Origin of the sequence: Cohnella zeiphila, assembly GCF_014212055.1 — a bacterium.
GTDB classification, from domain to species: domain Bacteria; phylum Bacillota; class Bacilli; order Paenibacillales; family Paenibacillaceae; genus Cohnella; species Cohnella zeiphila.
In genome coordinates this window covers 286659-310944 of sequence record NZ_JACJVO010000003.1, presented here as the reverse complement: position 1 = coordinate 310944, position 24286 = coordinate 286659, and the positions used below count along the sequence as shown (strand labels likewise).

Here is a 24286-nt window from a genome sequence, read left to right as displayed (position 1 = left end):
TGACCTAATAATACGAAAACCATCCTCGATGGGATGGTTTACGATGCTATCGGAGGACCGGAACCGGCAATTTGGCCCAGGAAGCCGGGTCGAGCAGATCGACGTCGTCCGGCGCTGCCTGCAAACGGCAGATTTGCTACAACAGCGTGACGGAAGGAAGCCCGCCGCCGGCAGGCAGGCGGTCGGTGGCGGAGTCGTTCTTGATATAGCCGATACGCAGCGTGCTGCCCGTGCCGATGCCGATCGTGCCGAGCGGAATCGCCGCTTCGACAACCGTATTGTTTTTGACGTATTGCGAAGAGGAAAGAACGGCGATCTGGTTCCATGCCCATGTCGTCCCGTTGCCCGCGTAAGCGTAGAGCGTGTTGTTTTCCAGCAAGTAGTCGGCCCCCGCGTTCGTCCATCCCGTCGCGTTGTAGCCGGTCGAAGTATTATTGTCGGCATTGAGATAGAATTGGCCTTTCACGTTCAAGCTGCTTCCCTGCACCAGCAAATACAGCGTCGACGCGTTGTTTGCGGCTTTCAACGCCGTTACCGTGGACGAACCGGTCGCCGCGGCGGCGATGCCGCTCCAGTCTCCGGCCGAGCCGTCCACCGAGATTGTCGGATAGGACGAGGAGGACGACGGCGTATAACCGCCCGTTCCCGTCGTCGATCCGTTGCCCGTCACGCTTACCGTTCCCGTGTTGGAGGCCCGCGTGTTCACGGTCGACCCGCTCGAATGAACGGGATCGGCCGTAAAGGACGTTCCGTAGCTCGTGCTGATATTCGAATAGTCATTCAATACGTTGTTGCCGGCGGAGTACCAGATATCCGTCCACTGGAACGGGAAGTTGTACATCGCCGCGCCCCACCAGGCCATCTTGAACTTGTCGGTCGCGCTGTCGCCCGCGGTCGCCGAATTCGCCGCGTTCGTGGCGACCGCCGCCGTGATAACGCCCTTCGTCCGGTAGTAGTTCAGGCATTTGTCCGCCTTCGCCGCCCAGTCGGCCAGCGGCTGATAAGAATTGCCCGAGACGAGGAAGCTCTCGTTCAGGTAGTAGTCGCCCGTCACGACGTTCGGCGGATTGTTGCTTCCGTTCTCGTCGGCATTGCCCATGGCGTCGTCTACGTTCCAGGCGTTCATCATCACCTTCAGCCCGGCGTTGTGGATGTAGGTCAGCATCGTATTCTGCCGGGCGCGCGTCACGCCGTAATCGAAGCCGTAATCGTCGAGGAAAATGCCGTAGGCGCCCATGTTCTTCCACTCGGTCACGTACGTTTGCATGGTGGCGATGCTGAGATTTTGGGTGCTGACTCCGAGATCGATGTAGCCGAATACCTTTTTCCCGTTGTTCTTGAGATTGGTCATGATCGTGGCCGTATTGGCGTGATCGCCATGGCTGGCATGCTCCAAGCCGTCGGCGAAGACGATGACGTCATATGCGCTGAACGTGTTGGTCGCCGTCGTGACGTTCCCGGCTGCGCCGTTCACATAAGACGGCCATCCGTAATAGATGGCCAAGTGCGGAAGAGGGGAGATCGGGTCGGCCGCGAACGCCGCCGGAATCGCCCCGCCCAGCGCGATCGACACCGAAAGCGCCATGGCCAGAAAGAATTTCGAAACTTTGCTTTGCTTCCTCATGTTTCATCCTCCTACTACCGAATGGAAGAGCACCGGCCGAAACCTAGAACGGCCGTCATCGCAATTCGATCACCCCCTGACGGATTCGGAAAAATTGGCGCAAGTAAGATAGGAGATTTCCGCTCCTTTTCCGGCAGGCAAGCCTCCCAATTAGTTCTCCCGCCTTCTTTGCGCCAAATTCTCTCGAAATTCCACTCCCCATATATACGCCGGTTTGCTTTTTTTAGTATGGAAAATTTCCGGAATGATTTGGCGCAATCGATGTACAAGCAACAGGCAGGCATGAGCTCACGGATGGCCGGGATAACGACGAAAAAACGCTCCTCCCTGGCAAGGGACGAAGCGTTCGATCTTGTTCTTATTCTGGTTCTTATTGCCCGTTCATCAACCGTTCGAAACTTCGTCCTTCAGCGCCTTCAGACGCTTCATGACGTCGTTCGCGCCGCGGCCGAAGTAATCGTGCAGCTGGCGGTATTCCTGGTACAGGCGCTCGTAAACGGCGACGTTCGCCGGAATCGGCTTGAACGTCTCCTCGCGCACCCGGGCCATCGCCTTGGCCGCATCCACGACGCTGTCGTAGCCGCCCTTCGCGCTGCCCGCCGCCACCGCGCCGAACATCGCCGCGCCGACCGCAGGCGTCTGCTTCGAGTCCGCGACCTTGATCTCGCGGTTCGTCACGTCCGCGTAGATCTGCATCAGCAGCGGGTTGCGCTGCGGCAAGCCGCCGCAGGCGTACACTTCGTTTACCGGCACGCCGCTTCCGTGGAACGCGTCGATAATCGTCCGCGTGCCGTAAGCCGTCGCTTCGAGCAGCGCGCGATACAGCTCTTCCGGCTTCGTCAGCAGCGTCAGCCCGACGACGACGCCCGTCAGGTTCGTGTCCACGAGCACGGAGCGGTTGCCGTTCCACCAGTCGAGCGCCACCAGCCCCGATTGGCCCGGCTTGGATTGGGACGCGCGCTCGGTCAGCCATTGGTGCACGTTCTGGCCCGCCTGATCGGCCGCTTCCTTCACGTACGCCGGCACCGCTTCCTCGACGAACCACTCGAAAATGTCGCCGACCGCCGATTGCCCGGCTTCATAGCCTTTATAGCCTTCGATGATGCCGTCTTCGACGACGCCGCACATGCCTTCGACTTCCACTTCTTCCGTGCCGAGCAGCATGTGGCAGATCGACGTGCCCATCGCCATGACCAGCTTGCCTTCGTCGACGACGCCGACCGCCGGCACCGCCGCGTGCGCGTCCACGTTGCCCACCGCGACCGCCGTGCCCGCCTTCAGGCCGGTCAGCTTCGCCATCTCCGGCGTAATCTCGCCCGCCTTCGAGCCGAGGGGCTTGATGTCGCCGCGCAGCTTCGTCTCCGTCAAATTCTCGAGCCGCGGATCGAGCGCTTTGAAAAACTCCTTGCTCGGATAGCCCTCCTGCTTGTGCCAGATCGACTTGTAGCCGGCCGTGCAGCTATTGCGCACGAATTCGCCCGTCAGCTGCGAGATGACCCAGTCGGTCGCTTCGGTGAACAGGTCCGCAGCCTCATATACGTTCGGCGCTTCGTTCAGGATCTGCCACACTTTGGCGATCATCCATTCGGACGAGATCTTGCCGCCGTAGCGGGGCAGGAACTTCTCGCCGCGCTCCGCCGCGATCGCGTTGAGCCGGTCCGCTTCGTCCTGCGCCGCGTGATGCTTCCACAGCTTCACCCAGCCGTGCGGGTTGTCCCGCCACTCCGGCTTGAAGCAGAGCGGCGTGCCGGCTTCGTCCACCGGCAGCATCGTGCACGCCGTGAAATCGATGCCCAGCCCGATGACGTCCTCCGCCGCGACACCCGACTCCTTCAACACGGCCGGAACCGACTTGCGCAGCACCTCCAAGTAATCGTCCGGATGCTGCAGCGCCCAGTCGTGCCCGAGCGCGACGCCGGAGCCCGGCAGCTTCTCGTCGATGACGCCGTGCGGATAAGGCGTGACGTGGTCGGCCACCTCATGGCCGTTGCTTAAATCGACCAGTACCGCGCGCCCGGACTGCGTTCCGTAGTCGACGCCGATCGCATATTTTGTGCTCATCGTTGGCTTGCCTCCTACTATGATTGAGAGATGATTGCCCTCATGCCGGGCCTGAGCGGCGCCGCTCCTGCGGCGCTTTGCATCGCTACGGCATGTGAAGCTTCTCCACGCTGTGCGTCTTGCGATGATTTTCATCGCATCGGCATGTGAACCTTGTCCACGCTGTGCGTCTTACGAAGTTTTTCGTCGCATCCGCTTGTGAAACTCCGTCACGCTGAGCATCTTGCGATGTTTTGTATCGCATACGAACCTTTATCGGCCCGAAGAGCCACAGGTTTTGCCGACTTTGCGATGTTTCTCATCGTAAAGAGGCACTCCCGGCCGGGAGCAGACCCTTATTGCGATGTTTTTCATCGCATCGGCGCGAGAAACTCCGTCGTTCCGTGCGCCTTGAGATGTTTGCCATCCCAACGGCATGTGAAACTCCGTCACGCTGTGCGCTGTGCGTCTCCCGATGCTTTTCGACGCAAAGGCATGTGATGCTCCTCATCGCAGCGAGACACTCCCGGCCTTGGACGAGCCTGTCAAAGCGATGACTCCCGCCAATCAGTGCTGCTGCCCCGGCTGCCCGTAGTAGGCGTTCGCGCCGTGCTTGCGCAGGTAATGCTTGTCGAGCAGCTCCTGCTGCATCGAAGGAATGCCCGCGTTCAGCTGGCGGGTATGGTAGGCCATCTTCGCGACCTCCTCCAGCACGACGGCGTTGTGCAGCGAGTTCATCGGATCCTTGCCCCAGGCAAACGGTGCGTGGCTGTACACCAGCACGCCCGGCACGGCCATCGGGTCCCGGCCGCGGAACGTCTCGACGATGACGTTGCCCGTCTCGTGCTCGTAGGCGCTCGCGATCTCTTCCGCCGTCATCGGACGGGTGCACGGGATCGTGCCGTAGAAGTAATCGCCGTGCGTCGTCCCGAGCGCGGGAATGCCTTGTCCCGCTTGCGACCAGATCGTCGCCCAGGAGGAGTGGGTATGCACGACGCCGCCGATGCCCGGAAACGCCCGGTACAGCACCAGATGCGTCGGCGTGTCCGACGACGGGCGAAGATCGCCTTCCACGACGTTGCCGTCCAAATCCACCACGACCATCTGCTCCGGCTTCAATTCCTCGTACGGAACGCCGCTCGGCTTGATGACCATCAGACCGGAATCCCGGTCGAAGCCGCTGACGTTGCCCCACGTAAACGTAACCAGCCCGTATGCCGGCAGCTCCGCATTGGCCCTGCAAACGCTCTCTTTCAATTGCTCCAGCACGTGTCGATCCGCTCCTTCGTCGTCCGGCCCCGCGGCGGCCGTAATCGTTCTCCGTTCTTCCCGCGGCGGTTGTTCGTTCGACCCCATTATACACTTGTACGTACATGTGTGTCGAGAGGAACGCGCAAGATCGTTCGCCCGTTCGAACAGGATTCGGTCCGATAGCGATGCGAATACGGAAAAAGCCGGCTGCGCGACGTGCACAGCCGGCTTCCGGCGGGGTCCGTTTACTTTTTCGCCGAGACGGCCAGATCGATGATCATCACGACAAGCGCGAGCAACTGAATGAGCGTTTCCGCACTCATGCCAATCCCTCCAGGCTGATCGGAATGCTCCTTCGCTCCGGCTTCTCCTCTCCCTGACGAAAATGACGTCTCCCGCTACCATTGTATGCTCGGCCCGCCTGGGGACAGAACGCCCGAGCGTTCCTTTTCCCTATTCCGTCCCCGCGGTCGACTGCCGGACCGCCAGGCTCGGCTCGTACACCCAGCCTTGCCCTTCCTGCCTCCCGCCGTTCTCCAGCATCGCGAGCAGCAGATGGGCGGCCTTCTCGCCCATCTCCGCCTTCGGATGGGTGACGCTCGTCAGCTTGATCTCCGTCGCCGTCGCAAGGAACGAATCGTCGTATCCGACGATGGCCAGATCCTCCGGCACGCGCAGCCCCGCTTCCCGCACGACGTCGAGCAGCGCGACCGCCAACTGGTCGTTGTAGCAGACGAGCGCGGTCGGCGGTTCCGGCCGGCGAAGCATCTCGCGAAGCGCCGCATGCGGCCTATCCTCCCGCTCCTCGGTCGAATAGCGGACGATATGATTCGGATCGACGGCCAACCCGCGGTCGCGGAACGCCTTGACAAACCCTTTCATTCGCTGCACGCCCTGCATGTCGTCCGTCTTGAAGAAGCCGGCGATCCGCCGGTGACCGGCCGCCAGCAGATGCTCCGTCGCCAGATGGCCGCCCGCCTCGTCGTCCAGCTTGACGCACGGACAGTCGAGGTCCGGATACCGCTCGTTGATCATGAGCAGCGGAATGCCGTGATATTGCAGCGCCATATAGGTGCCGAAATTCGGATTGCCTTCCGCGCTGCGGGTCGGCTCGACGATCAAGCCGCTAACGCCTTGGCCGAGCATCATCTCCAGGCTCTCCCGCTCCCGGTCCTTGCGGTTGTCGGTGCTGGACAGCAGCAGGCGGTAGCCCCGGTCTTTGAGCGCCGCTTCCACGCCGCGCACGATGGACGGGAAAATATAATCGGATATATAGGTCGTAATCAAGCCGACGGTGCGGCTGCTTCCCGGCGCGCGGCGTCCTTCGGCCATGCGGGCGACGAACGTGCCTTTGCCCTGCTCGCGGGACAGCCAGCCTTCCTGCACCAGTTCCCCGATCGATTGGCGGACCGTCTGGCGGCTCAGCCCGAACCGGCCGGACAGCTCGTTCTCCGACGGCAGCTTGTCGCCCGGCCGGTAGCGTCCCTCTGCGATCCAGGAGACGATCTCTTCTTTGAGCCGCAAATATTTCGGGGATGACGAATTCAAACCGTTCACCTCATGGGCATGATATAGGCTCAGTATAGCACATCCCCGCACACTTGTACGTACCTTTCGTCCGCAACCCGTTCCGGGTTAGGAGGGATCGGGCGATTTTCGCAGGGAGGACGGGGTGACGTTCTTATAGCTCTTGAACAGACGGCTGTAGTAGTATACGTCGCCGAACCCGTTCTCCAGCGCGATCTCGGTAATCGTCTTCTCCGAGTGGCGCAGGTCGTATTCCGACTTGTTGATGCGCACGAAATTCAAATAATCGGTCACGGAGCGGTTCGTCAGCTCCTTGAACACGCGCCCGAAGTGGAAGCGGCTCATTCGCGCGATGCCGGCCAGCTCGTCCACGGTAATTTTGTCGGCGTAGCGCTCTTCGATGTGGCGGAAAACCGGGTCCAGCCGCTCCAGCCGCCGCAATCGGGACGAGTATTGCTCGGGCGACAGCGAGACGGCGGTATGCCGGCGGAGCAGCGCGGTCAGCAGCCGGTACAGCCACGATTTGACGGCCAGCTCGTAGCCGAAGGCCTGCCCGTTGAACTCGCCGATCAGCGACGTGAGGCTCTCGCGGACGATCGGGTCGTCCGAGATCTTGTTCGCGAAGCGGATGCGGCCCTGCGCGATCGGGGTGATGAACTTGGCTTCCACCGTATCGACCGTATGGCTGTGCAGCAGCGCGGGGTCGACGATGACCGCGTAGTAGAACAGCCGGTCGGACAAGCTGATCCCATGGTGCAGGTCGGCGCTGTTGACGATGACGATATCGCCCGGAACGACGTCGTGGGTCTCCGAATTGCACGAGAAGCGGGCCTCGCCTTCGACGACGTACAGAAATTCCAGATGCTCGTGCCAATGATGCGCGAACGTCGTGGCTCCGGTTTTCTCGTAGCGGCAGTGATGGATCTTGATCGGAAACAGCGGGTCCGGCATATCCATCTCCTCGCGAAGGACGGGAGACTTCTCCATGCTTCTCACCTCGGGAATCGCACAATTTTACAAAAGATCAGCACAGCCGTTCATGGTCTAATGTCCACTTTCATTTTATAGTACCTCTTGTAAAAAGGATACCGGAAGGAGCAATCGATAATGGCAGGAAAATTGAGGGTCGGCGTCATCGGGACCGGATCGATCTCCCAGGCGCATCTGGACGCCTACAAGAACCATCCGGACGTAACGCTGGTCGCGGTGTGCGACCAAGTGGAGGCCCGCGCGGCCGAAGTCGCGAAGCGCTACGGCGCCGAACGCAGCTATTCGGATTATCATGCGCTGCTGGCGGACAAGGAGATCGACGCGGTCAGCATTTGCACTTGGAACTACACGCACGCGGAGATCAGCATCGCCGCGATCCAGGCGGGCAAGCACGTGCTCGTCGAGAAGCCGCTCAGCCTGACCGTCGAAGAGGCGCTGCGGATTCAAGACGCGGTGCGGGCTTCGGACCGCATCCTGCAGGTCGGCTTCGTTCGCCGGTACGACCCGAACGCGCAAATGCTGCGCCGTTTCGCCGATCAAGGCGAGTTCGGCGATCTTTACTACGCGAAGGCGTCCATCCTGCGCCGGCTCGGCAATCCGGGCGGCTGGTTCGCGGACGTCACCCGCTCCGGCGGCGGCCCGCTGATCGACATCGGCGTGCACGTCATCGACCTCGTCTGGTACCTGATGGGCAAGCCGAAGCCGATAAGCGTAAGCGGCAACACGTACAAGAAGCTCGGCAACCGTTCCAACGTCCGCGAGCTTTCCTTCTATAAGGCCGCCGACTACGACGCTTCCCGCAACACGGTCGAGGATCTGGCCAACGCCATGATCCGCTTCGAAAACGGCGCTTCCCTGCTCGTCGACGTCAGCTACAGCCTGCACGCGCTCAAGGACGAGTCGCTCGTCCGGCTGTACGGCACGCGCGGCGGCTTCGAGGTCGATCCGGAGGTGTCGATCGCGACCGAGCTGCACGACACGATGATCAACATCGTGCCGCAGACGGACACCCGCAGCTTCGATTTCAAGCGGGCGTTCCAGGCCGAGATCGACCATTTCGTCGCCAGCGTCCGGGAAGGCCAAGAGCCGATCAGCCCCGTCGAAGACGGCGTCGAAGTGATGAAGATGCTGCGCGCCGTGTACGAGTCGGCGGAGAAGGGCAGCGAAGTCCGGCTGTAAGCCGGCCAAGGAAGGAGTTGCACCGCGAAAATGAAACTTGGCATCAGCACCTATAGTTTGTTCGGCGCCATCCGCAGCGGCGAGATGAGCGTTCTCGATGTGATTGACTGGATCGCGGATCAGGGAGGCGAGCATGTCGAGATCGTGCCGATCGGCTACAACCTCCACGAGTCGCCCGACCTGATCGAGAAGATTCGCGCCAAAGCCGCGGATCGGGGCTTGGATATTTCCAATTACGCGGTCGGCGGCAATTTCGCCGTCGGCGACGACGCGGCCGTCGAAGCCGAGATCAAGCGGCTCATGGGCGAAGTGGACATCGCCCGCGCGCTCGGCGTCAAGCGGATGCGGCACGACGTCGCCTCCGGCAGCGACGTCTCGACCGCCCGGTTCCAGCGGGAGCTGCCGAAGCTGGCGGAAGCGTGCCGCCGCGTCGCCGAGTACGCGGCCGGCTTCGGCATCGTCACCAGCCTGGAAAACCACGGCTACTTCATGCAAGGCAGCGAGCGCGTGCTGGCGCTCATCGACGCCGTCGGCTCGCCGAACTTCAAGCTGACGCTCGACGTCGGCAACTTCATGTGCGCGGACGAGAATTCGGTCGCCGCCGTGAAGCGGGCGATCGGCCAAGCGTCGATCGTGCATCTCAAAGATTTCTACCTGCGGCCGTCGTACCGCCAACCGGGCGAAGGCTGGTTCCCGACGACGGCGGGCAACTATCTGCGCGGCGCCATCTTCGGCCACGGCGACATCGACACGCCCGAAGTGATGCGCGTCGTCAAAGCGTCCGGCTTCGACGGCTATCTGTCGCTTGAGTTCGAAGGCATGGAGGATTGCCGCGTCGGCGCCCGCATCGGACTTGCCAATGCCAAGCGGCTGTGGGCCGAAGCTTAAGGCACGCCGGCTACGGGCTTCGCGGCTGCAAGGCTAGTCACACTTGCGCACGTACTCGCAGCCGTGCGTAAGCTCAGAACGGCCTGCGGCGCGGTTCGTCGCTTGGGCTTCAAGGCTTCAAGCTAGCGGGCTGCAAGCTTCGGAATCCGGATTCCGGGTTCCGAGTTACGAGTTACGAGTTACGAGCTACGAGCTACGAGTTACGAGTTACGAGCTACGGGCTCCGGGTTACGGGCTACGAGTTACGGGCTACGAGCTTTGGACTTGGGCTACGAGTTGCGGGTTCCGAGCTTCGGGCTACGAGCACCACCGAGCTGCGGACTTCGCCCGACGGGCAAAACTGCAAAAATGCAGTTTTTCACTCGCCGAACCGGCTCCGGTCGATGCAAAACTGCAAAAATACATGCTTTTTCGAATGTCAGCGCCACATCATGACTCGAATCGCCCAAAGCCTGCATTTTTGCAGGCTTTAAAGGCAAAAGCGGCGGAACGGCTTCGAAAGCCTGCACTTTTGCAGGTTTTCGTCCGGGCCGCGCTTCCGCCAATCCCTGCAAGCATATAAGGAGGAGAACCGCCTTTATGATCAAACTTTCGAATCCGATCGGCGTGATCGTAGACAGCTTCCGCGTCGGCGTCAGCGAAGGACTGCGCAAAGCGCGCGAGGTCGGCGCCGACGGCGTGCAAATTTACGCGGTCAGCGGCGAGATGGACCCCGCCAACCTGTCGGCCGCGCGGCGCAAGGAATTGCGCGACGAGCTCGATTCCCACGGCCTGCGCATCTCCGCGTTGGTCGGCGACTTGGCCGGACACGGCTTCCAGGATAAAAAGGAAAATCCGTGGAAGGTCGAGAAGTCGAAACGCATTCTCGATCTTGCGGTAGAGCTCGGTACGAACGTCGTCACGACGCACATCGGCATCGTGCCGGAAGACCCGGGCAGCGAAGTGTACGCTTCCATGCAGGCGGCCTGCGAGGAGCTTAGCCGATACGCGAGCAGCCTGAACGCCTTTTTCGCGATCGAGACCGGGCCGGAGACGTCGGCGCGGCTGAAGAGCTTCCTCGACACGCTCAGCACGAATGGCGTCTCGGTCAACTTCGACCCGGCCAACATGGTCATGGTGACGGGCGACGATCCGGCGCAAGGCGTGCATACGCTTCGCGATTACATCGTCCATACGCACGCCAAGGACGGCATTCGGCTGCGGGAGACCGATCCGCGCAATATTTACGGCGCGCTCGGCTACGAGCCGATGGACCACGGCAAGCTGGCGGAGGAAGGCGAATCCGGCCTCTACTACCGCGAGGTCCCGCTCGGCGAAGGCTCCGTCGATTGGCCGGCCTATCTTCAGGCGCTGTCCGACATCGGTTACAAAGGCTACCTGACGATCGAGCGGGAAGTCGGCGACAACCCGGCCGCCGATATCGCGAAGGCCGTTCAGTTCCTTCGGCAGTTCAAGTAATAGGGCCGAAAATAAAGCCGCCGACCCGAGAGGGCCGGCGGCTTTATTGCTTATCTAGAAATGGCGGCAAGCCGCCCCAGCCATTCGTCCATCGGCATCTCGGCGAGCGACGGCAGCAGCAGGTCCGCTTCGGAGAAGTCCATGAACGCGGTCAGTTCGTTCGGCACCGCCAGGCCGTGCAATCCGGCCGCCTTGGCGGCGCGGAGCCCGTTTACCGAGTCTTCGATCGCGACCGCTTCCGCGCCTTTCACGCCGAACGATTCGAGCGCCAGCCGGTACAGCGCGGGATCGGGCTTGACCTTGGCCACCTCGTCGGCGGTATGAATCGCTTCGAAATAGTCGAGCAGGCCGTATTCCCGCAAATGGGGCTCCACCGACCTGCGGTAGGAGCTGGTCGCCAGCCCGATCCGCAGACCGCGGCGGCGCGCTTCCTCCAACGTCTCCATCACGCCGGGCCGGATGGCCAATCCCCGAATCCGCTCCGCGCAAGCGGCTTCGAACCGTTCGCGAATCGCTCGGCGGTCGACGGCCCGACCCAAGCTCTCCTCCAGATCGGCGTACGGATCGTACGCTCCCCACGTTCCGATCCCCAGCGCCCAGCGCTCCAGCGACAGCTCCAGCCCGTGATCCCGGAACACGTCGCAAAAAGCGTCGTAAGCCGCCGATTCCGTATCCAGAACCGTTCCGTCAAAATCGAATACGAGTGCTTTTATCATGTAAACCCAAGCCCCTCTCCCCGTGTGTGTCTACGCGTCAACCCGGTCGAACGATTCCAGCTCGTCCCCGGGCAAGCCGCGGATTCCCCAGTTTGCGCGAGGAGATTCGATGAGCACGATCTCCAGATCTTTCTCCGTCAGGCCGCAGGCGGACATTCTCTCGTAAAGCAGGCGGATCAAATTTTTTTTGGATTCCGCCGAGCGTCCTTCGAACAGGGTGATCTCGACAATGGTGTAATGCTCCGAACGGTCGGACGGATAGAAAAAATCGTCTTTGGCGAGTCCGATGAACCGCTGAAAACGATCTTCTTCCGGAAGCCCGAACTCTTCGACCAAGCATTGGTGCACGATGTCCGACAGCGTCTCGCGAATGGCTCTCAGGCGCTCCCGGATTCCGTAAATTTTCACTTGTGCCAATCGTCATCTCTCCTTCGTTCTCCATATCCAATATTCCTCTCTGTATACGCAATATCATAACATGATTGTCAAAAAAATAGAGATTCAACCGAACCCCCGCGCGCATATGATGTCAGAGAAAGTCGCGGGCCGCGGATGGCGGGGACCCTTCCGGGCCGGCTTCCCGGAATCGGTCCGGCCGACGCGGCTTGACATCGTCCGCTCAACGGCGTATCTTTTATATCGACATGGTATTAGGTCAAAAATAAAACGGGCGGAGGTTCACCCGATGTCGCCGCGAACGAAGGAGCAGAACGAACAGATCCGCGAAGCCCGAATCCGGCAGATCCGCCGGGCTGCGGCAGACGTCTACCTGGCAAGAGGACTCGCGTTCGAGATCAAGGACGTGGCCGCGCAGGCGGAAGTCGGCTACGGCACGGTGTATCACTATTACAGCAACAAGTTCCTGCTGCTGCGGGATTTGCTCGAACAAGCGGCTTCCGCCGCCAGGGAGCTGACGGATAAGACGATGGCCGAGGCGCTCCCCGCCCGGGAGCGGCTGCGGCTGCTGTCGGTGCGGCTGCTGGGCTTATGGTCGGAAGAACGTTCCGTTTTTATCCTGTACAAGATGGCCTCGGAGAAATTCCACCAGCTCCCGGAAGGCAGCGCCCGCGCTCTCGCCGTCCTGTTCGATGATGAGCTGTACCGTCCGGTGGCGGACGCCATGCGCGAATGCGTCGGGAGCGAAGCGGCGGAAGAGACCGCGAACATGCTCATCGGCTCGCTGGTCGGCTGCGCGGGACTGTGGCTGTACCGCTCTCGCTCGGATCTGGACGCGGAGCGGATGGCGGATTTGTTATTCGAGGGAATCCGGTCTTAGGACCGGGATCGGCCAAGAAGGAGAGTGACAGAAAGTGGTTATTCTGAAAACGCCGCAGGAGATCGAACAGATGAAGCCGGCCGGCGCGTTCGTCGCCGCCTGTCATCGCGAGATCGCCAAGATGTTACGGCCCGGCGTCACCACATGGGATATCGAAGAATTAGTGGAAGACAGGCTGCGCCGGGCGGGTGCCCGCTCTTCTACGAAGGGCTACAAAGGCTTCCGCTACGTCACCTGCGCATCGGTCAACGACGTGATCGCGCACGGGTTTCCGAACCGGACGCCGCTGAAGAACGGCGACCTGGTCACGATCGACATCGTCGCGGAGTTGAACGGATGGGTCGGCGACTCCGCCTGGACCTACGCCGTCGGCGAGCTGTCGCCGGAAGCGGAGAAGCTGCAGCGGGTCACGAAGGAGTGCCTGTATCTCGGCATCGAGCGCGCGGTCGTCGGCAATCGGGTCGGCGACGCCATGCATGCCGTGCAGAAGCACGCCGAAGCGAACGGCTTCTCGGTCGTGCGCGAGCTGGCCGCCCACGGCGTCGGCCGCGAAATGCACGAGGAGCCCAGCTACATTCATATCGGCTCGCCGGGCAAAGGCTTCCGCTTCAAGGAAGGAATGGTGCTGACGATCGAGCCGATGATCAATGCGGGAACATGGCGCATGAAGATCGACGACGACGGCTGGACCGCGCGCACGGTGGACGGCAAGCTGTCGGCCCAATACGAGCACACGATCGCCATCACGAAGAACGGTCCGCTCATTCTGACCGATCAAGGCTAATCCGCGAAAGACCACCGTACCAAGCCAAACGGCTTCGCTCTCTCGCCCGCGTTGGCGGATGGAGCGAAGCCGTTTTATTTTCTCAGATGCCCAGCGTATCCGTCGCCAGAGCCAGCACCAGCAGAGTCGCCATCGTCACGGCGCCCCAAATCCGGAAGCCGGAGCCGGAAGCGGCCTTTCGGGGCAAGGATCTCGCGTACCATACCGCGCCGATAGCCACGAGCGCCAGCTCCGCCGCCGCTGTCAGCCACGGCCATCGCCACAGCCCGAAGCCCATCAGCGGCAGATCGCCGAGATTGCCCGGCAGCAGCGGCATATCGGGACGATGAACGAACAGGTCGAGCACCCAGTGGCTCATGACCGTCGCGCCGATGACGAAGCCGCCTTTCTTTCCCCAGCGCTTCCCCGCCAGCAGTCCTGCGGCCAGCGCGATGATCAGCGCCCCCGCCAGCGAGTGCGTATAATCCGCATGAATGAGGCCTTGGCCGTAGCCTGACTTTCCTTCCATCGTTTCCTTGCCGGTCAGCAGCAGCGGCACGAAGATCACGTCCAGCAGCTGCGTGCTCAGCATAAGCGCCCACAACGGCACTTTCGGCGTTTTCGCCTTGACGGCCGCCGCCAATCCGAAATGTCCCGCGAACATCGGCCTCACTCCTCTCCCTGGATGGAACCGCGGCGCAGACGGGCGTCCAGCCAACCCCAGCCTAGCGTAAACAGCAGAACGAACACGATAAAACTCATAGTCTCCACTCCCCGTTCCGAATGGTTTTTACCCCTGCCAGAAATGTCTCCACCATGAGCCGAAACGTCACGTCCAGATCGAGCGGAAGCCCGAACCCCCCTTGCCTCTCCAGGGAGACGAAACCGTGCAGCAGGCTGCGGATGACCCGGACGGCATGGAGCGCCGCATCGCCTTGCAGGCCGTATTCGGAGACGACCGCGACGACCTGGCCGACCACTTCCCCTCCCGCTTTTTGCATCGCTTCGTCGCCCTCGTCGGGCGCGCGTTGGATCGCCTCGTACAAGCCGGGGTGGGCTCTGGCGAACGCCAGATACGCTCGGCACAGCGCCCGGACCGCGTCGTCGCCGGTCTTGCCCGCCACTTCCCGGCTCAGGGCGGATGAGAGCAGCGTAAGTCCGTGCAGCGCCATCTGGCGGAGCAGATCCGGCAGTCCGTTCACATGATTGTACAGAGACGGAGACCGGATATTGAGCTTCTGCGCAAGCGAAGCCAGCGTCACGGCGTTCAGCCCTTCGGCGTCGGCAAGCTCGGTTGCGGTTTGAAGAAGGGTCGTGCGATCAAGTCCGATTCGCGGCATGTCCAGCACCTCCTCTCGCAGCGGAGAGGCTCCGCTCTGCTTCGACGATTGCGCGGTCCATGGCGGCTCCGGGGTTTTGCAGCATTTTGCCGTGGCCGATCGCGAGGAGAGTCGGCTTCAAATCCCGCAGCCGGCGGGCGCTTTCCAGCGCGGTGGACGCGCTCCAGGTCGCCATGGCGGGAAAAGGGAACAGCGGCTGCTTCTTGCCCGACACCGCGACGCCGCCGCGCGTCTGGAACGCGTCGCCCGCGATCAGCGCGCCGCCCCGCGTATCGAGGAACGACATCGAGCCGGGCGTATGGCCGGGAGCCGCGACGGCCAGCAGCGAGCCGATCCGGTCGCCGTCCGCGAGCAGCACGTCGGGACGCGTCTTGATTTTGCCCGGAGCCGGAACGTCTCCGCGCACCGGGCCGGCGGCTTCGCCGGCGTCCAGCGACTTGTCGCCGCGCAGCAGCCGTTCGTCGCGCGCCGAGAGATAGACTTTCGCGTCCGGCAGCGCCGCCTTCAGCGCGTCCAGCGCTCCGATGTGGTCGCCGTGCGCATGGGTGAGCACGATCCGCTTGATCGGCTTGCCGATTCGTGCCGCCGCCTTCAGAATTCCCTTCGTGCTGAAAGGCATGCCGGCGTCGATCAGCGTCAGGCTATCGGACTCTTCCACGAAGTACACGTTCACCGGGAACAGGCGAGGCAGAAAAGCGAGCTGGTAAACCGAATGGCTTTTCGTTATTTTCATATCCGATCGCTCCTTATTTTTGGATAACTAATGTCGTTAGCTTTATAATAACTAATCGAATTAGTTTTGGCAAGCGAAAAAACGAAAAAAGTTTTTCGCCTCGTTTTTCCGCGTCTTCCGCGCCCTCAAGAACCGTACTCCGCGTTCGCGTCCGGAACTTGGGCCACCACCCGGCCGTCCGCCGCGAACGCCTTCACGTTCAGCGTCTCGATGTCTCCGACCGCGAACCAGATCTTTTTCCAATCAGTATCGATCAGCTCCGCCTGGACCGTGTCGCCTTGCGAATCGACGGTCGCGATCTTCGCCACGTTCTTATTGTCCGTATAACCGAACACGACGTCCTTCGTCCCTTCGTTCCCCAAGTCCACTTGGGCAATATCGACGCCCAGGCTTCCGGGATCGTAGAACGTACCGGTCTGCAGCACCGTCCACCCTTTGCCCCGCCCGCCTTCGAACACGGCCAATCCGATCCCCGCCGTTCCGTCCGGCTGCGGCGACTTGAAGAAGGCAAGGTACCGGTCCCCTACGGCTTCGGAATAGAGCAGCTCGTAGCCCGGATCCGGATACTGCTGGCGAAAAGCATCCTCCATCGTCGTGCTTCGGCATCCGCTCAGCAGCCACGCCGCACCGGCGACGAGCAGCAGAAGACTCCCCCATTTTCCCATCGTCTCCACTCCTTATCTCTCTATCTTGCCCAAACAGACAAATGCTTGTCTTATTTAGACGGGCTACGGGCGGCAAAAGTTACCGAATCCATGCGACAGCCGCGCTGCGTGGCCTTTATCCGTCCTGTGAGCCATCCGCTTGCTTTCTTCCGCTCATTCCGCCGCTTATCCGTACATGCGAGTAATCCGGTTGCTCTCTTCCGGCCGCCGCTCTCCACGTTCCAATTGAGATTGTCGGATCGATCCGTTACGATGGGAAAAAAAGGTGTAGACAGAGGAGCTGGCCTCATTGAAAAAAATCGTCGTGCTGGACGGATATACGCTCAATCCCGGAGATTTGACGTGGGCGGAGCTGGAGAAGCTGGGAGAGCTGGAAGTGTACGATCGTACGCCGGTCGAAGAGATCGCGGAGCGCTGCCGGGGAGCCGAGATGGTGTTTACCAACAAAGCTCCTCTGCGCCGGGAGACGCTCGCCCGCCTGCCGGATCTGCGATATGTCGGCGTGCTTGCCACCGGATACGATCAGGTAGACGTCGCATGCGCCGCCGAACTGGGCATTACCGTGACGAACGTTCCGTCCTACGGGACCGAATCCGTCGCGCAATTCGTATTCGCGCTGCTGCTCGAGCTGTGCCATCGGGTCGGCGAGCACGGCGAATCGGTTCGCGGCGGAGATTGGGCGCGCAGCCCGGATTTCTGCTACTGGCGTTCGCCGCTGACCGAGCTGTCCGGCAAAACGATGGGCATCGTCGGAATGGGGCGGATCGGCGAAAAGGTGGCGGAGCTCGCCAAAGCGTTCGGCATGAACGTCGTCGCCTCGGGGCGGGCGGGGAGAAAAGAGCCGGCGGAGGGGACAAGCGGGCGAGAGAACGAACGAGACGGCAAAGATGGCGGCGTCCCCCGCGTGGAGCTCGAGGAGCTGCTGCGCCGGTCGGATGTCGTCAGCCTTCATTGTCCGCTGACGCCGGAGACGGAAGGGCTGATCCGCCAAGAGACGATCGGCCGGATGAAGCCGGGCGCGATGCTCGTCAATACCGCCCGCGGCAAACTGATCGCGGAAGCGGACCTGGCCGCCGCGCTGAACGAAGGCCGGCTCGCCGGAGCGGCGTTGGACGTTCTGTCGGCGGAGCCTCCTTCCCCCGGCAATCCGCTTTTGTCCGCCCGCAACTGCATCATTACGCCGCACATCGCTTGGGCTTCGTTCGAAGCGAGACGGCGCCTGCTCGGCACCGCGATCGACAACGCCGCCCGATTCCTGTCCGGCTCCCCGGTCAACGTCGTCGGCGGCAAACGGTAGGGGATTCCCGAAGCTGCACGCCGGTCGGTGCCGGAAAGCGGCGGGGGATGGAAGAAGGCTGTCTAACTGCCCACCCATGCGAAAATAGGACGGATAAGCGAAAGAAGGCAGTCGGATAGCCTACATACACGGAAATACGAGGATTGGAGCAGAAGAAGTCTGTTAAAATGCCTACTCGTTATCGGCCAAAAAGAAAAGCAGCCCGAGGCGTCGACGCGCCAGCGGGCTGCTCGTATGGCAAAAATTCCGTCCTCGCGGTCTTGCCGGCTAACAGACGATCAGTTCATCAGCCCGGCCGCTGTCAGCAAGCGGCCGAGAAGAGTCGCGGCTTCCGCGCGCGAGGCCGGGTCAAGCGGCGCGAAAACGCCGCCCGGCTTGCCTTGCATCAGGCCCTTGCTCACGGCCGCCGCAACCGCATCCGCCGCCCAAGCGTGGATGTCGGCGGCGTCCCGGAACCCGCTGCCGGTGCCGGCTGCGGAAGCGGAAGACTCGCTCGCGCTGTCCTCCGCCGCGGCAAGCTTCCACGCTTGCGCGATCATGACCGCCATCTGCTCGCGGGTGATCGTGTCTCCCGGACGGAATGTACCGTCCGCCATTCCTTGCGCCAGTCCGTACGCGGAAGCGATCGCGACGTCCTTGGCGTACCAAGCTTCGGCGCCGACGTCGGAGAAGCGCTTGCCGACGCCATTGTCAACGCCCTCGCCGCGAAGCCCCAGCGCCCGGACGAGCAGCGCGGCGAACTCGGCGCGGGTAACCGCGCGGTTCGGCGCGAATTCGCCGGCGGAGACGCCTTGGACGATGGTCTTGGCGGCTAATTTCTCGATCGCGTCTTGAGCCCAATGGCTCGCAATGTCCGCGAATGTCGCCGGATGATCGGCCACGACGTAAATGCTGTTGCCCATGCTCCGGATCGTCGCCGTCGTTTTTCCGCCGGAGGTCGAGAACGTGGCGGGGACGTATTCGAAGCTGCCGGATGCCGGATCGTATACGAGCGCGGTCGCCGTATCCGGGTTCAGTTCCCCATTCACCTCTATCGTGCGATTAACGTAGACGCCCCCAAAGTAGCCGATCGGCTCGTTTCGGTCCCCCGCCTGCAGCGAGACCGCGAATTCGACCGGATTGCCCGCGAGGCTGAACCCTTGTTTCTTCGCTTGCTCCGCCGCTTGCGCAGCCTCGTCTACTGCCGACGGTCGAACCGTAAACGTCCAAATCGCAGAAGCCGGGTCGCTTACGTCTCGGCCATCCAGCAATTTCCCGATGAGCGACAGCGGGAACCAGTAAGAGGCGCCGCCGTTCCGGATGACGAGCGTCGCGTTCGGATGAACGGTCAGCGCCTTTTGCAAGCCCGCTACCGTAAACGGAACCTTGCCGTCGGCATTGTCCGAACGAACCTCAAACACGATCGCGGACTCCTTCGAATCCGCCAGCTTCCGATCGTTGTCCGCCGCGCTGCCGGAAGACCCGGCCGTCCCGCTTCCCGGGTTCGAAGGAACAGACGTCGGAGCGGAAGGGATAACGGTCAGCGTGTAATCGCGGGAAGCATCGCCGACCGCGATATGCAGGCGTGTCTCGCCGTCGCTGATCCCGGTGACAACCCCGTCGGCAGTAACCGTCGCGATCGCCGTATCCGCCGTCGTAAACGATGCCTTGTCGCCAATATCGGCGCCCGAAGGATCCTTCACCTTCGAGCTCGCGCTCCGGCCTTGCCCCAGAACGAACCGGCCGGTCGAGCCGTCGGTCCATTCCGCAGAGAACGGTTTGACGGCATTGGCGAACCCTTCGTTCACCTCGTCGAAAACAAAGGCGTTGCCGGCCCCGTTCGCGACGTCCGCCATTTTCGCGTTGCGGACGATGACATTGTCGACTTGGGCGCCGCCCTTGAGCGTGGGCGCCACTTCCACGCCGTTGGTGCCTGCTCCGTCAAACACGAGGTCCTGGAGAACGACCTGCCCCATGTTGAAAGTGCCCAAAATCGACAGCCCTTGGTACATGCTGTTCAAAGCCGTATTGTCTCGGATGACGACGCGTCCGGTGTTCATGTCCTTCTCCTGCGCCGCCACCCAGATGGCGCCCAGGTTGCTTTGGACGTCCGGGCTGTAGCTGCCGGTCCGGATGAACGTATTGCGCTCGACGACGGTCGTGCCGGCGAACGGCACGGGCGAAAACCGGGTCGAGACCGCGATGCCCGCTCCGCCGCGGATCGAATCGACGCCGATGTTATCCTGGAACTTGTTGCCGGTGCCGCCGAACACCGCGTAGTTGTCCGCCAGCCAAGGCAGCGACACGGTGTTGAAGCGGACCGTATTGTTCACGCTGGCCCGCCCTTCGGCCGACCATATCGCGATGCCGTCGTCGCCGGGATAGCGGACGTCCGTCTGCTCCATCATGCTGTTCTCCGTACCGACGCAGAAATTGATGCCGTCGGCCATCAGGTCGCGAATGCGCAGCCCGAGCATGTACAAGCCGTCCGTGATCTCGTTCTCGGCGCCGTCCTTCGGCTTCGTCAGCCAAAGCCCGGCTTTCGTGTGCTCGATCCATACGTCCTGGATGACCGAGCCCGGCCCGAAGGCGCCCTCGAACGCATTCGTATGCGCCTCGTCGTCGCGGACGTTGATTTCCCCGTCGATCATCAGATCGTATACCTGGATGTCGACGCCCCTGCCGAAAAACTTCGCGCCCTTCAGCGTCGTGTACCACATGCCGGCGCCGCGGATCGTCACCTGGTCGAGATCGAGCAGGCCGTCCGCGAGCCCGAATTCGCCTTGCGGGAACCAGACGCCCTTGCCTTCCTCCTTGGCCGCTTCCATCGCAGCCTTGAAGGCGGCCGTGTCGTCCTGTCCGTCATTCGCGACCGCGCCGTAGTCGGTTACCGACAGGAAGCCGTCCGGCATAGCGTACGGTTCCGCCACTTGCTCCATTTCGACCAAATCGATCACATAATGATCCGCCGTGCTGTCCTCGTCTTTTTCCAGCCGCACGGTCGACCCTGCCGGGATATCGCCGGTCAGCGCATGCATTTCGTCGAAAAACCGGTGCGGATTGCCATCCTGCGGATTGTTCGACCAAGGATAGCTGCCGTATTCCCAAGCGTATTTGGACGATAGCTCGAGCTTCTGCCGGAACTTCCCGTCGACGTACAGCCCGAGGGTCGCCGTCGTCCCCTTTCCGTCCGGGCTGTCGGGAATCGAGTAGCGCAGCACGATCGAATCCGCGTCCCGGACCGTCTTGAACTCGACGTACTGCCCGGTCTCGCTCAACTGGACCGCTTCCCGGCCGGAAGCCTCCGAAGCGACATCGAGATAGGTCCGAGTCGGACCGAGAATGTCTCCGTTCGTCGTTCCCTGTTCCGCTTCATAAGAGACGTAAGGCACTGTCGCGCCGCGATACGCCTTGTTCACGCTGTCCCTCACCGTCAGCGAATCGATGGCCGCGCCCGTCTGCCCGGCATCGTCCGCCTGCAAAGCGACGGAATTGATGCCCGCGCGCAAATCGAGTCCGATCGCCAGCTCCGACCAGCCGGAAGTGCCCGGCAGATTCAAGGCTTGCGTGCGGATGCCGTTCACGTACACTCCGACCGTTCGCGCTGCGCCGCCCGTATTCAGATACCGGACCGAAGTCTGGTAGCTTCCTTCCGCTTGGGCATTGACCGCGAAGCTGATCTTGGCCCCCTTCTCGCCCATGTCCGTCACGTATCCCGTTCCCGTATAGCCCGGAACGTCCGCAGCTGCCGTTGCGCCTCCGCCCTGGAACGCGTCCTCCGCTTCGTAGACGACGTCGGATACGACCGGCTCGAACGCCCATCGCGCGCCCGCAACCGAAGCCGCAGCGTCCAGCCCGACCCCGCCGCCCGCAGCGGCAAGCAGCGGCAGCGCCTCCGACGATGCGCTGCGCACGACCTTGTAGCCAAGCGAGTCCTCGATCATCCATTGAGCACTTGCGTCTGCACGCGAATCCTCGCTAACGGTTTGCAAGGCGCTGCCGTCGGCGGCGAGCAGATGCCCGGTCGCCCGGTTCCGCAGCAGCTTGCGCCCGTTGAAGTCCTGCGCGAGCCATTGCGAAGCCGCGCCGCCAACCGACGCCGCGAGCGAGACGCCGCCGCCGTCTTCGGTCAGGTACTTCACAGCCGTGCCATCGTCCGACGAGCTTGCAATGCGGACGTAATTCGTATCGTCCTGAACGGGCGTCGACGTGATCTCGTTGCGCTCGCCGTTCATGTCCGGCGTCTCGAACGCTTCCGGCGCCGCGGCGAAGTCCCACTGCAGCGACCCGAAGGAGGTCAGATACAATCCGCGTTCCGCATAGCCGAGTCCGTTTTGTACGTTCAGATATTCGTCGCTGTAGCTTCCGTTCCGACTGCGGAGCAGCCAGTGATTGCCGTCCGCCGTCGGCTCGAGCGACCAGCCCGCCGCGTCCGAATCCCCTCCGCCGGCGGAAGCGACGATGTACGAGTAGTCGGGCGAAGTCTGCGCGTAGTCGCCGGTCGCCCGGTTTTTGAGACGCACCGTATCGCCGTCTTGCTCGACGATCCAATGGCTGTAGCCGTTGGATTCGGCGACGTCGCCGTATTTGACGATGCCGTTCTGTTCAAAAAGATACTGTCCGTTGAAGTTGTTCCGGATGCGGATCGGCCCCTCCGGAAGCGGCGGGGCGACGACGGCCGGAACGACCGTGAACTTGCCGCTGTCGTCCTCCGTATCGCTCGCCTTGACGTTGCCGCTGCCGTCCATGCGGGCCACATGTCCGCTCCATGCGCTGCGAAGGAAGCCGGGGGTATCGAGCGTCCCTTCGACTTTCCATTTGGCGCTGCCCCATACCTCGTAAAATTCCTTCGTCGCCTGCATCGGATCGTCGGCGGCAGCGGGGTTGTCTGCAATGTTCTGCAGAGACAGGTGATGGCCGGTGGCGACGTTCTGCACCCAGTAGGCTCCGTCCGGCGTCGCCGCAAGCAGCCAAAGAGACGTTCGGTCCGACGCCGGAACGCCGCCGTACTGCACGATGCCGACGTCCGGATTGTCCGTCGCCTTCTCGTACAGCGCCGAACCGTCCGCGCTTACGAACCGGACCGTTGCAGGCCCGCTGTCGGTCACCGGAATGAAGTCCCACTTCGGGCTGCCCCAGTTGCGGTTGATGATCGAATACTCCGCGTATTTGGTCAAGTTCTGAAGGTTGATCAGCCGCGCGTTGTCTCCCGCCGGCAGCGGATCGCCGACGTTGCGGATGATTTTCGAGGCGCCGCCCATCGATTTGACGCTCCAGATCAGTTCCGGCGCCGGCGCCGCGGCCGGGTCGTGCGCCACGACCTTCAGGCGCCCGTCCGTACCCGGCATGGACAGATAGTGGCCGGTCGCCCGATTGACAAACAGCTTGCGGCCGTCGTATTTGACGATGTGCCACTGATCCCGCCCGTCGGTCCGCTCGTTGCCGTATTTCAGGTCGCCGTTCTCGTCCTCGTACAGGACAAACGATTGCCATTCGTTTTTGATCCGGACATATTCGGGCTGGGCTGCCGCGGCAGGGTCCTCCAGCATCCATTGCGCCGCGTCCGAATTCGGATCGACGCTGCCGGAACGCGCAAGGCCATCTTCGCCGCCGATGTTCAAATATCGGGTCGAATCGGACACGCTTTGGAGGGCGACGTAGTCGTCATACTGCTCGGACTCCACGATCGTCCACTGGTCGTCCTTCGCGGCGTCCGACGTGCCGGCCGTTCCCAACGCCGGATCGCCCGCCGTCGCGTAATGGCCGGTGGCGACGTTGCGGATGCGCTTTTTCCCGTCGTAATCCTCCAGCCTCCAAAGGAGGTGATCCGAATCCGCAGCCGACAAATCTCCGTGCTTGATCTCCCCGGTGCTCGCATCCTCGTACAAATAGTCGGTGCCCGCAGCTCCTGTCGTGAAGTTGACGATCCGCACCGGCGCGATCTCCGAAGCCGTTCCCTCCGGCTCGAGCGCCCACTGCGGGCTGTCGAACGTCACGTTGATATCGTTGCTGACCTCGGCATACCCGAGCTGGTCCTCTTCGTGAACGACCAGGTTCGCGGACGACGGAACCGCCGCGCTCTTGATCAGCACGAAGCCCTCGTTGACCGCGTTCTCGATATACCATTGATCCTGAGGCGAGCTCGTCTCCGCCGGCTGGGCCATCAGCGCGTCCCGGCGCTGCGCGACGCCGTCGAGGGTGATGTAGTCGCCCGTCTTGACGTTCTTGATCCGCTTGGCGCCGTTCTCGCCGTCCTCGACGATCCAATGGGAGGATGCGTCCTCGGGAGCCGTCCTGCCGTACAGCACCCGATGGTCCGACGCTTCGTAAAGATAGTTGCTCTGCCATCTGTTCTTGATGCGCACATAGGACGGTGCCGCATCGGCCGCGGCTTCCGCAACGGCAGGGCCCGTCCCTTGATCCGCCGGCTGCGTCTCGTCCGCATAAACGGGAGCTGCGGAGAAAAGCAGCATCGCCGCCGCAAGGCCGGCCAGCCACGTTTTCAGCTTCCTCATGCCTGTTCCCCCTAAGAGAAATGTCCATACCCGTTTATCATAAAA

The 24286-nt window shown here is 62.2% G+C and carries 18 protein-coding genes; 6 read left to right on the top strand and 12 right to left on the bottom strand.

Annotated elements, in window-relative coordinates; all coding sequences use genetic code 11:
* Positions 1-136 precede the first annotated feature (136 nt).
* The 5 genes from H7C18_RS03780 to H7C18_RS03760 all read right to left on the bottom strand — a co-directional run bounded on the left by H7C18_RS03780 (position 137) and on the right by H7C18_RS03760 (position 7429).
* The gene (locus H7C18_RS03780; protein WP_185127667.1) at positions 137-1624 is read right to left on the bottom strand and encodes a hypothetical protein; all 1488 of its coding nucleotides are present in this window, start codon (positions 1622-1624) and stop codon (positions 137-139) included.
* Positions 1625-2008: 384 nt separating this feature from the next.
* Entirely contained in the window at positions 2009-3685 is a 1677-nt protein-coding gene (locus H7C18_RS03775; protein ID WP_185127666.1) for a ribulokinase, read from the bottom strand.
* A 546-nt stretch (positions 3686-4231) separates the two neighbouring features.
* Positions 4232-4933, bottom strand: a complete 702-nt coding sequence (araD, locus tag H7C18_RS03770) for an L-ribulose-5-phosphate 4-epimerase (RefSeq protein WP_337912836.1) — start codon at positions 4931-4933, stop codon at positions 4232-4234.
* A 435-nt stretch (positions 4934-5368) separates the two neighbouring features.
* Positions 5369-6463 carry a GntR family transcriptional regulator gene (locus tag H7C18_RS03765; RefSeq protein WP_185127665.1) on the bottom strand — a complete coding sequence of 365 codons (1095 nt, stop codon included), beginning with the start codon at positions 6461-6463 and terminating at the stop codon, positions 5369-5371.
* Between the two features lie 87 nt (positions 6464-6550).
* Positions 6551-7429: an AraC family transcriptional regulator gene (locus tag H7C18_RS03760; protein ID WP_185127664.1), complete on the bottom strand. Its 879-nt coding sequence runs from the start codon at positions 7427-7429 to the stop codon at positions 6551-6553.
* Positions 7430-7549: 120 nt separating this feature from the next.
* On the opposite strand from H7C18_RS03760, the gene H7C18_RS03755 reads away from it, so the two are divergent.
* The 3 genes from H7C18_RS03755 to H7C18_RS03745 all read left to right on the top strand — a co-directional run bounded on the left by H7C18_RS03755 (position 7550) and on the right by H7C18_RS03745 (position 10957).
* Positions 7550-8611, top strand: coding sequence for a Gfo/Idh/MocA family protein (locus tag H7C18_RS03755; RefSeq protein ID WP_185127663.1), 1062 nt, complete (start codon positions 7550-7552; stop codon positions 8609-8611).
* A gap of 30 nt (positions 8612-8641) precedes the next feature.
* Positions 8642-9499, top strand: coding sequence for a sugar phosphate isomerase/epimerase family protein (locus H7C18_RS03750; protein ID WP_185127662.1), 858 nt, complete (start codon positions 8642-8644; stop codon positions 9497-9499).
* A 579-nt stretch (positions 9500-10078) separates the two neighbouring features.
* Entirely contained in the window at positions 10079-10957 is an 879-nt protein-coding gene (locus H7C18_RS03745; RefSeq protein WP_185127661.1) for a sugar phosphate isomerase/epimerase family protein, read from the top strand.
* 50 nt (positions 10958-11007) lie between these two features.
* Here the strand turns inward: H7C18_RS03745 and H7C18_RS03740 are convergent, their stop codons facing one another.
* The gene (locus tag H7C18_RS03740; protein WP_185127660.1) at positions 11008-11673 is read right to left on the bottom strand and encodes an HAD family hydrolase; all 666 of its coding nucleotides are present in this window, start codon (positions 11671-11673) and stop codon (positions 11008-11010) included.
* A gap of 30 nt (positions 11674-11703) precedes the next feature.
* Positions 11704-12081, bottom strand: a complete 378-nt coding sequence (locus H7C18_RS03735; RefSeq protein ID WP_337912843.1) for a tautomerase family protein — start codon at positions 12079-12081, stop codon at positions 11704-11706.
* 277 nt (positions 12082-12358) lie between these two features.
* On the opposite strand from H7C18_RS03735, the gene H7C18_RS03730 reads away from it, so the two are divergent.
* A complete protein-coding gene (locus H7C18_RS03730) occupies positions 12359-12949 on the top strand; it encodes a TetR/AcrR family transcriptional regulator (RefSeq protein WP_185127658.1) in 591 nt (196 codons plus the stop codon).
* Positions 12950-12983: 34 nt separating this feature from the next.
* The gene (gene map / locus H7C18_RS03725; RefSeq protein ID WP_185127657.1) at positions 12984-13733 is read left to right on the top strand and encodes a type I methionyl aminopeptidase; all 750 of its coding nucleotides are present in this window, start codon (positions 12984-12986) and stop codon (positions 13731-13733) included.
* An 82-nt stretch (positions 13734-13815) separates the two neighbouring features.
* On the opposite strand, the gene H7C18_RS03720 is transcribed toward map, so the two are convergent.
* The 4 genes from H7C18_RS03720 to H7C18_RS03705 all read right to left on the bottom strand — a co-directional run bounded on the left by H7C18_RS03720 (position 13816) and on the right by H7C18_RS03705 (position 16450).
* Positions 13816-14376 carry a metal-dependent hydrolase gene (locus H7C18_RS03720; protein WP_185127656.1) on the bottom strand — a complete coding sequence of 187 codons (561 nt, stop codon included), beginning with the start codon at positions 14374-14376 and terminating at the stop codon, positions 13816-13818.
* A gap of 94 nt (positions 14377-14470) precedes the next feature.
* Positions 14471-15052 carry a TetR/AcrR family transcriptional regulator gene (locus H7C18_RS03715; protein WP_185127655.1) on the bottom strand — a complete coding sequence of 194 codons (582 nt, stop codon included), beginning with the start codon at positions 15050-15052 and terminating at the stop codon, positions 14471-14473.
* Positions 15033-15785: an MBL fold metallo-hydrolase gene (locus tag H7C18_RS03710; RefSeq protein ID WP_185127654.1), complete on the bottom strand. Its 753-nt coding sequence runs from the start codon at positions 15783-15785 to the stop codon at positions 15033-15035. Before H7C18_RS03710 ends, H7C18_RS03715 begins: the two co-directional genes overlap by 20 nt.
* A 125-nt stretch (positions 15786-15910) precedes the next feature.
* Positions 15911-16450 (bottom strand): hypothetical protein, encoded by a 540-nt coding sequence (locus tag H7C18_RS03705; protein ID WP_185127653.1) that lies wholly within the window; start codon positions 16448-16450, stop codon positions 15911-15913.
* Between the two features lie 289 nt (positions 16451-16739).
* Here H7C18_RS03705 and H7C18_RS03700 point away from each other — a divergent pair, with 289 nt between their 5' ends.
* Positions 16740-17747: a D-2-hydroxyacid dehydrogenase gene (locus H7C18_RS03700; protein WP_185127652.1), complete on the top strand. Its 1008-nt coding sequence runs from the start codon at positions 16740-16742 to the stop codon at positions 17745-17747.
* A gap of 278 nt (positions 17748-18025) precedes the next feature.
* Here the strand turns inward: H7C18_RS03700 and H7C18_RS03695 are convergent, their stop codons facing one another.
* Positions 18026-24241: an S-layer homology domain-containing protein gene (locus H7C18_RS03695; RefSeq protein WP_185127651.1), complete on the bottom strand. Its 6216-nt coding sequence runs from the start codon at positions 24239-24241 to the stop codon at positions 18026-18028.
* Positions 24242-24286 lie beyond the last annotated feature (45 nt).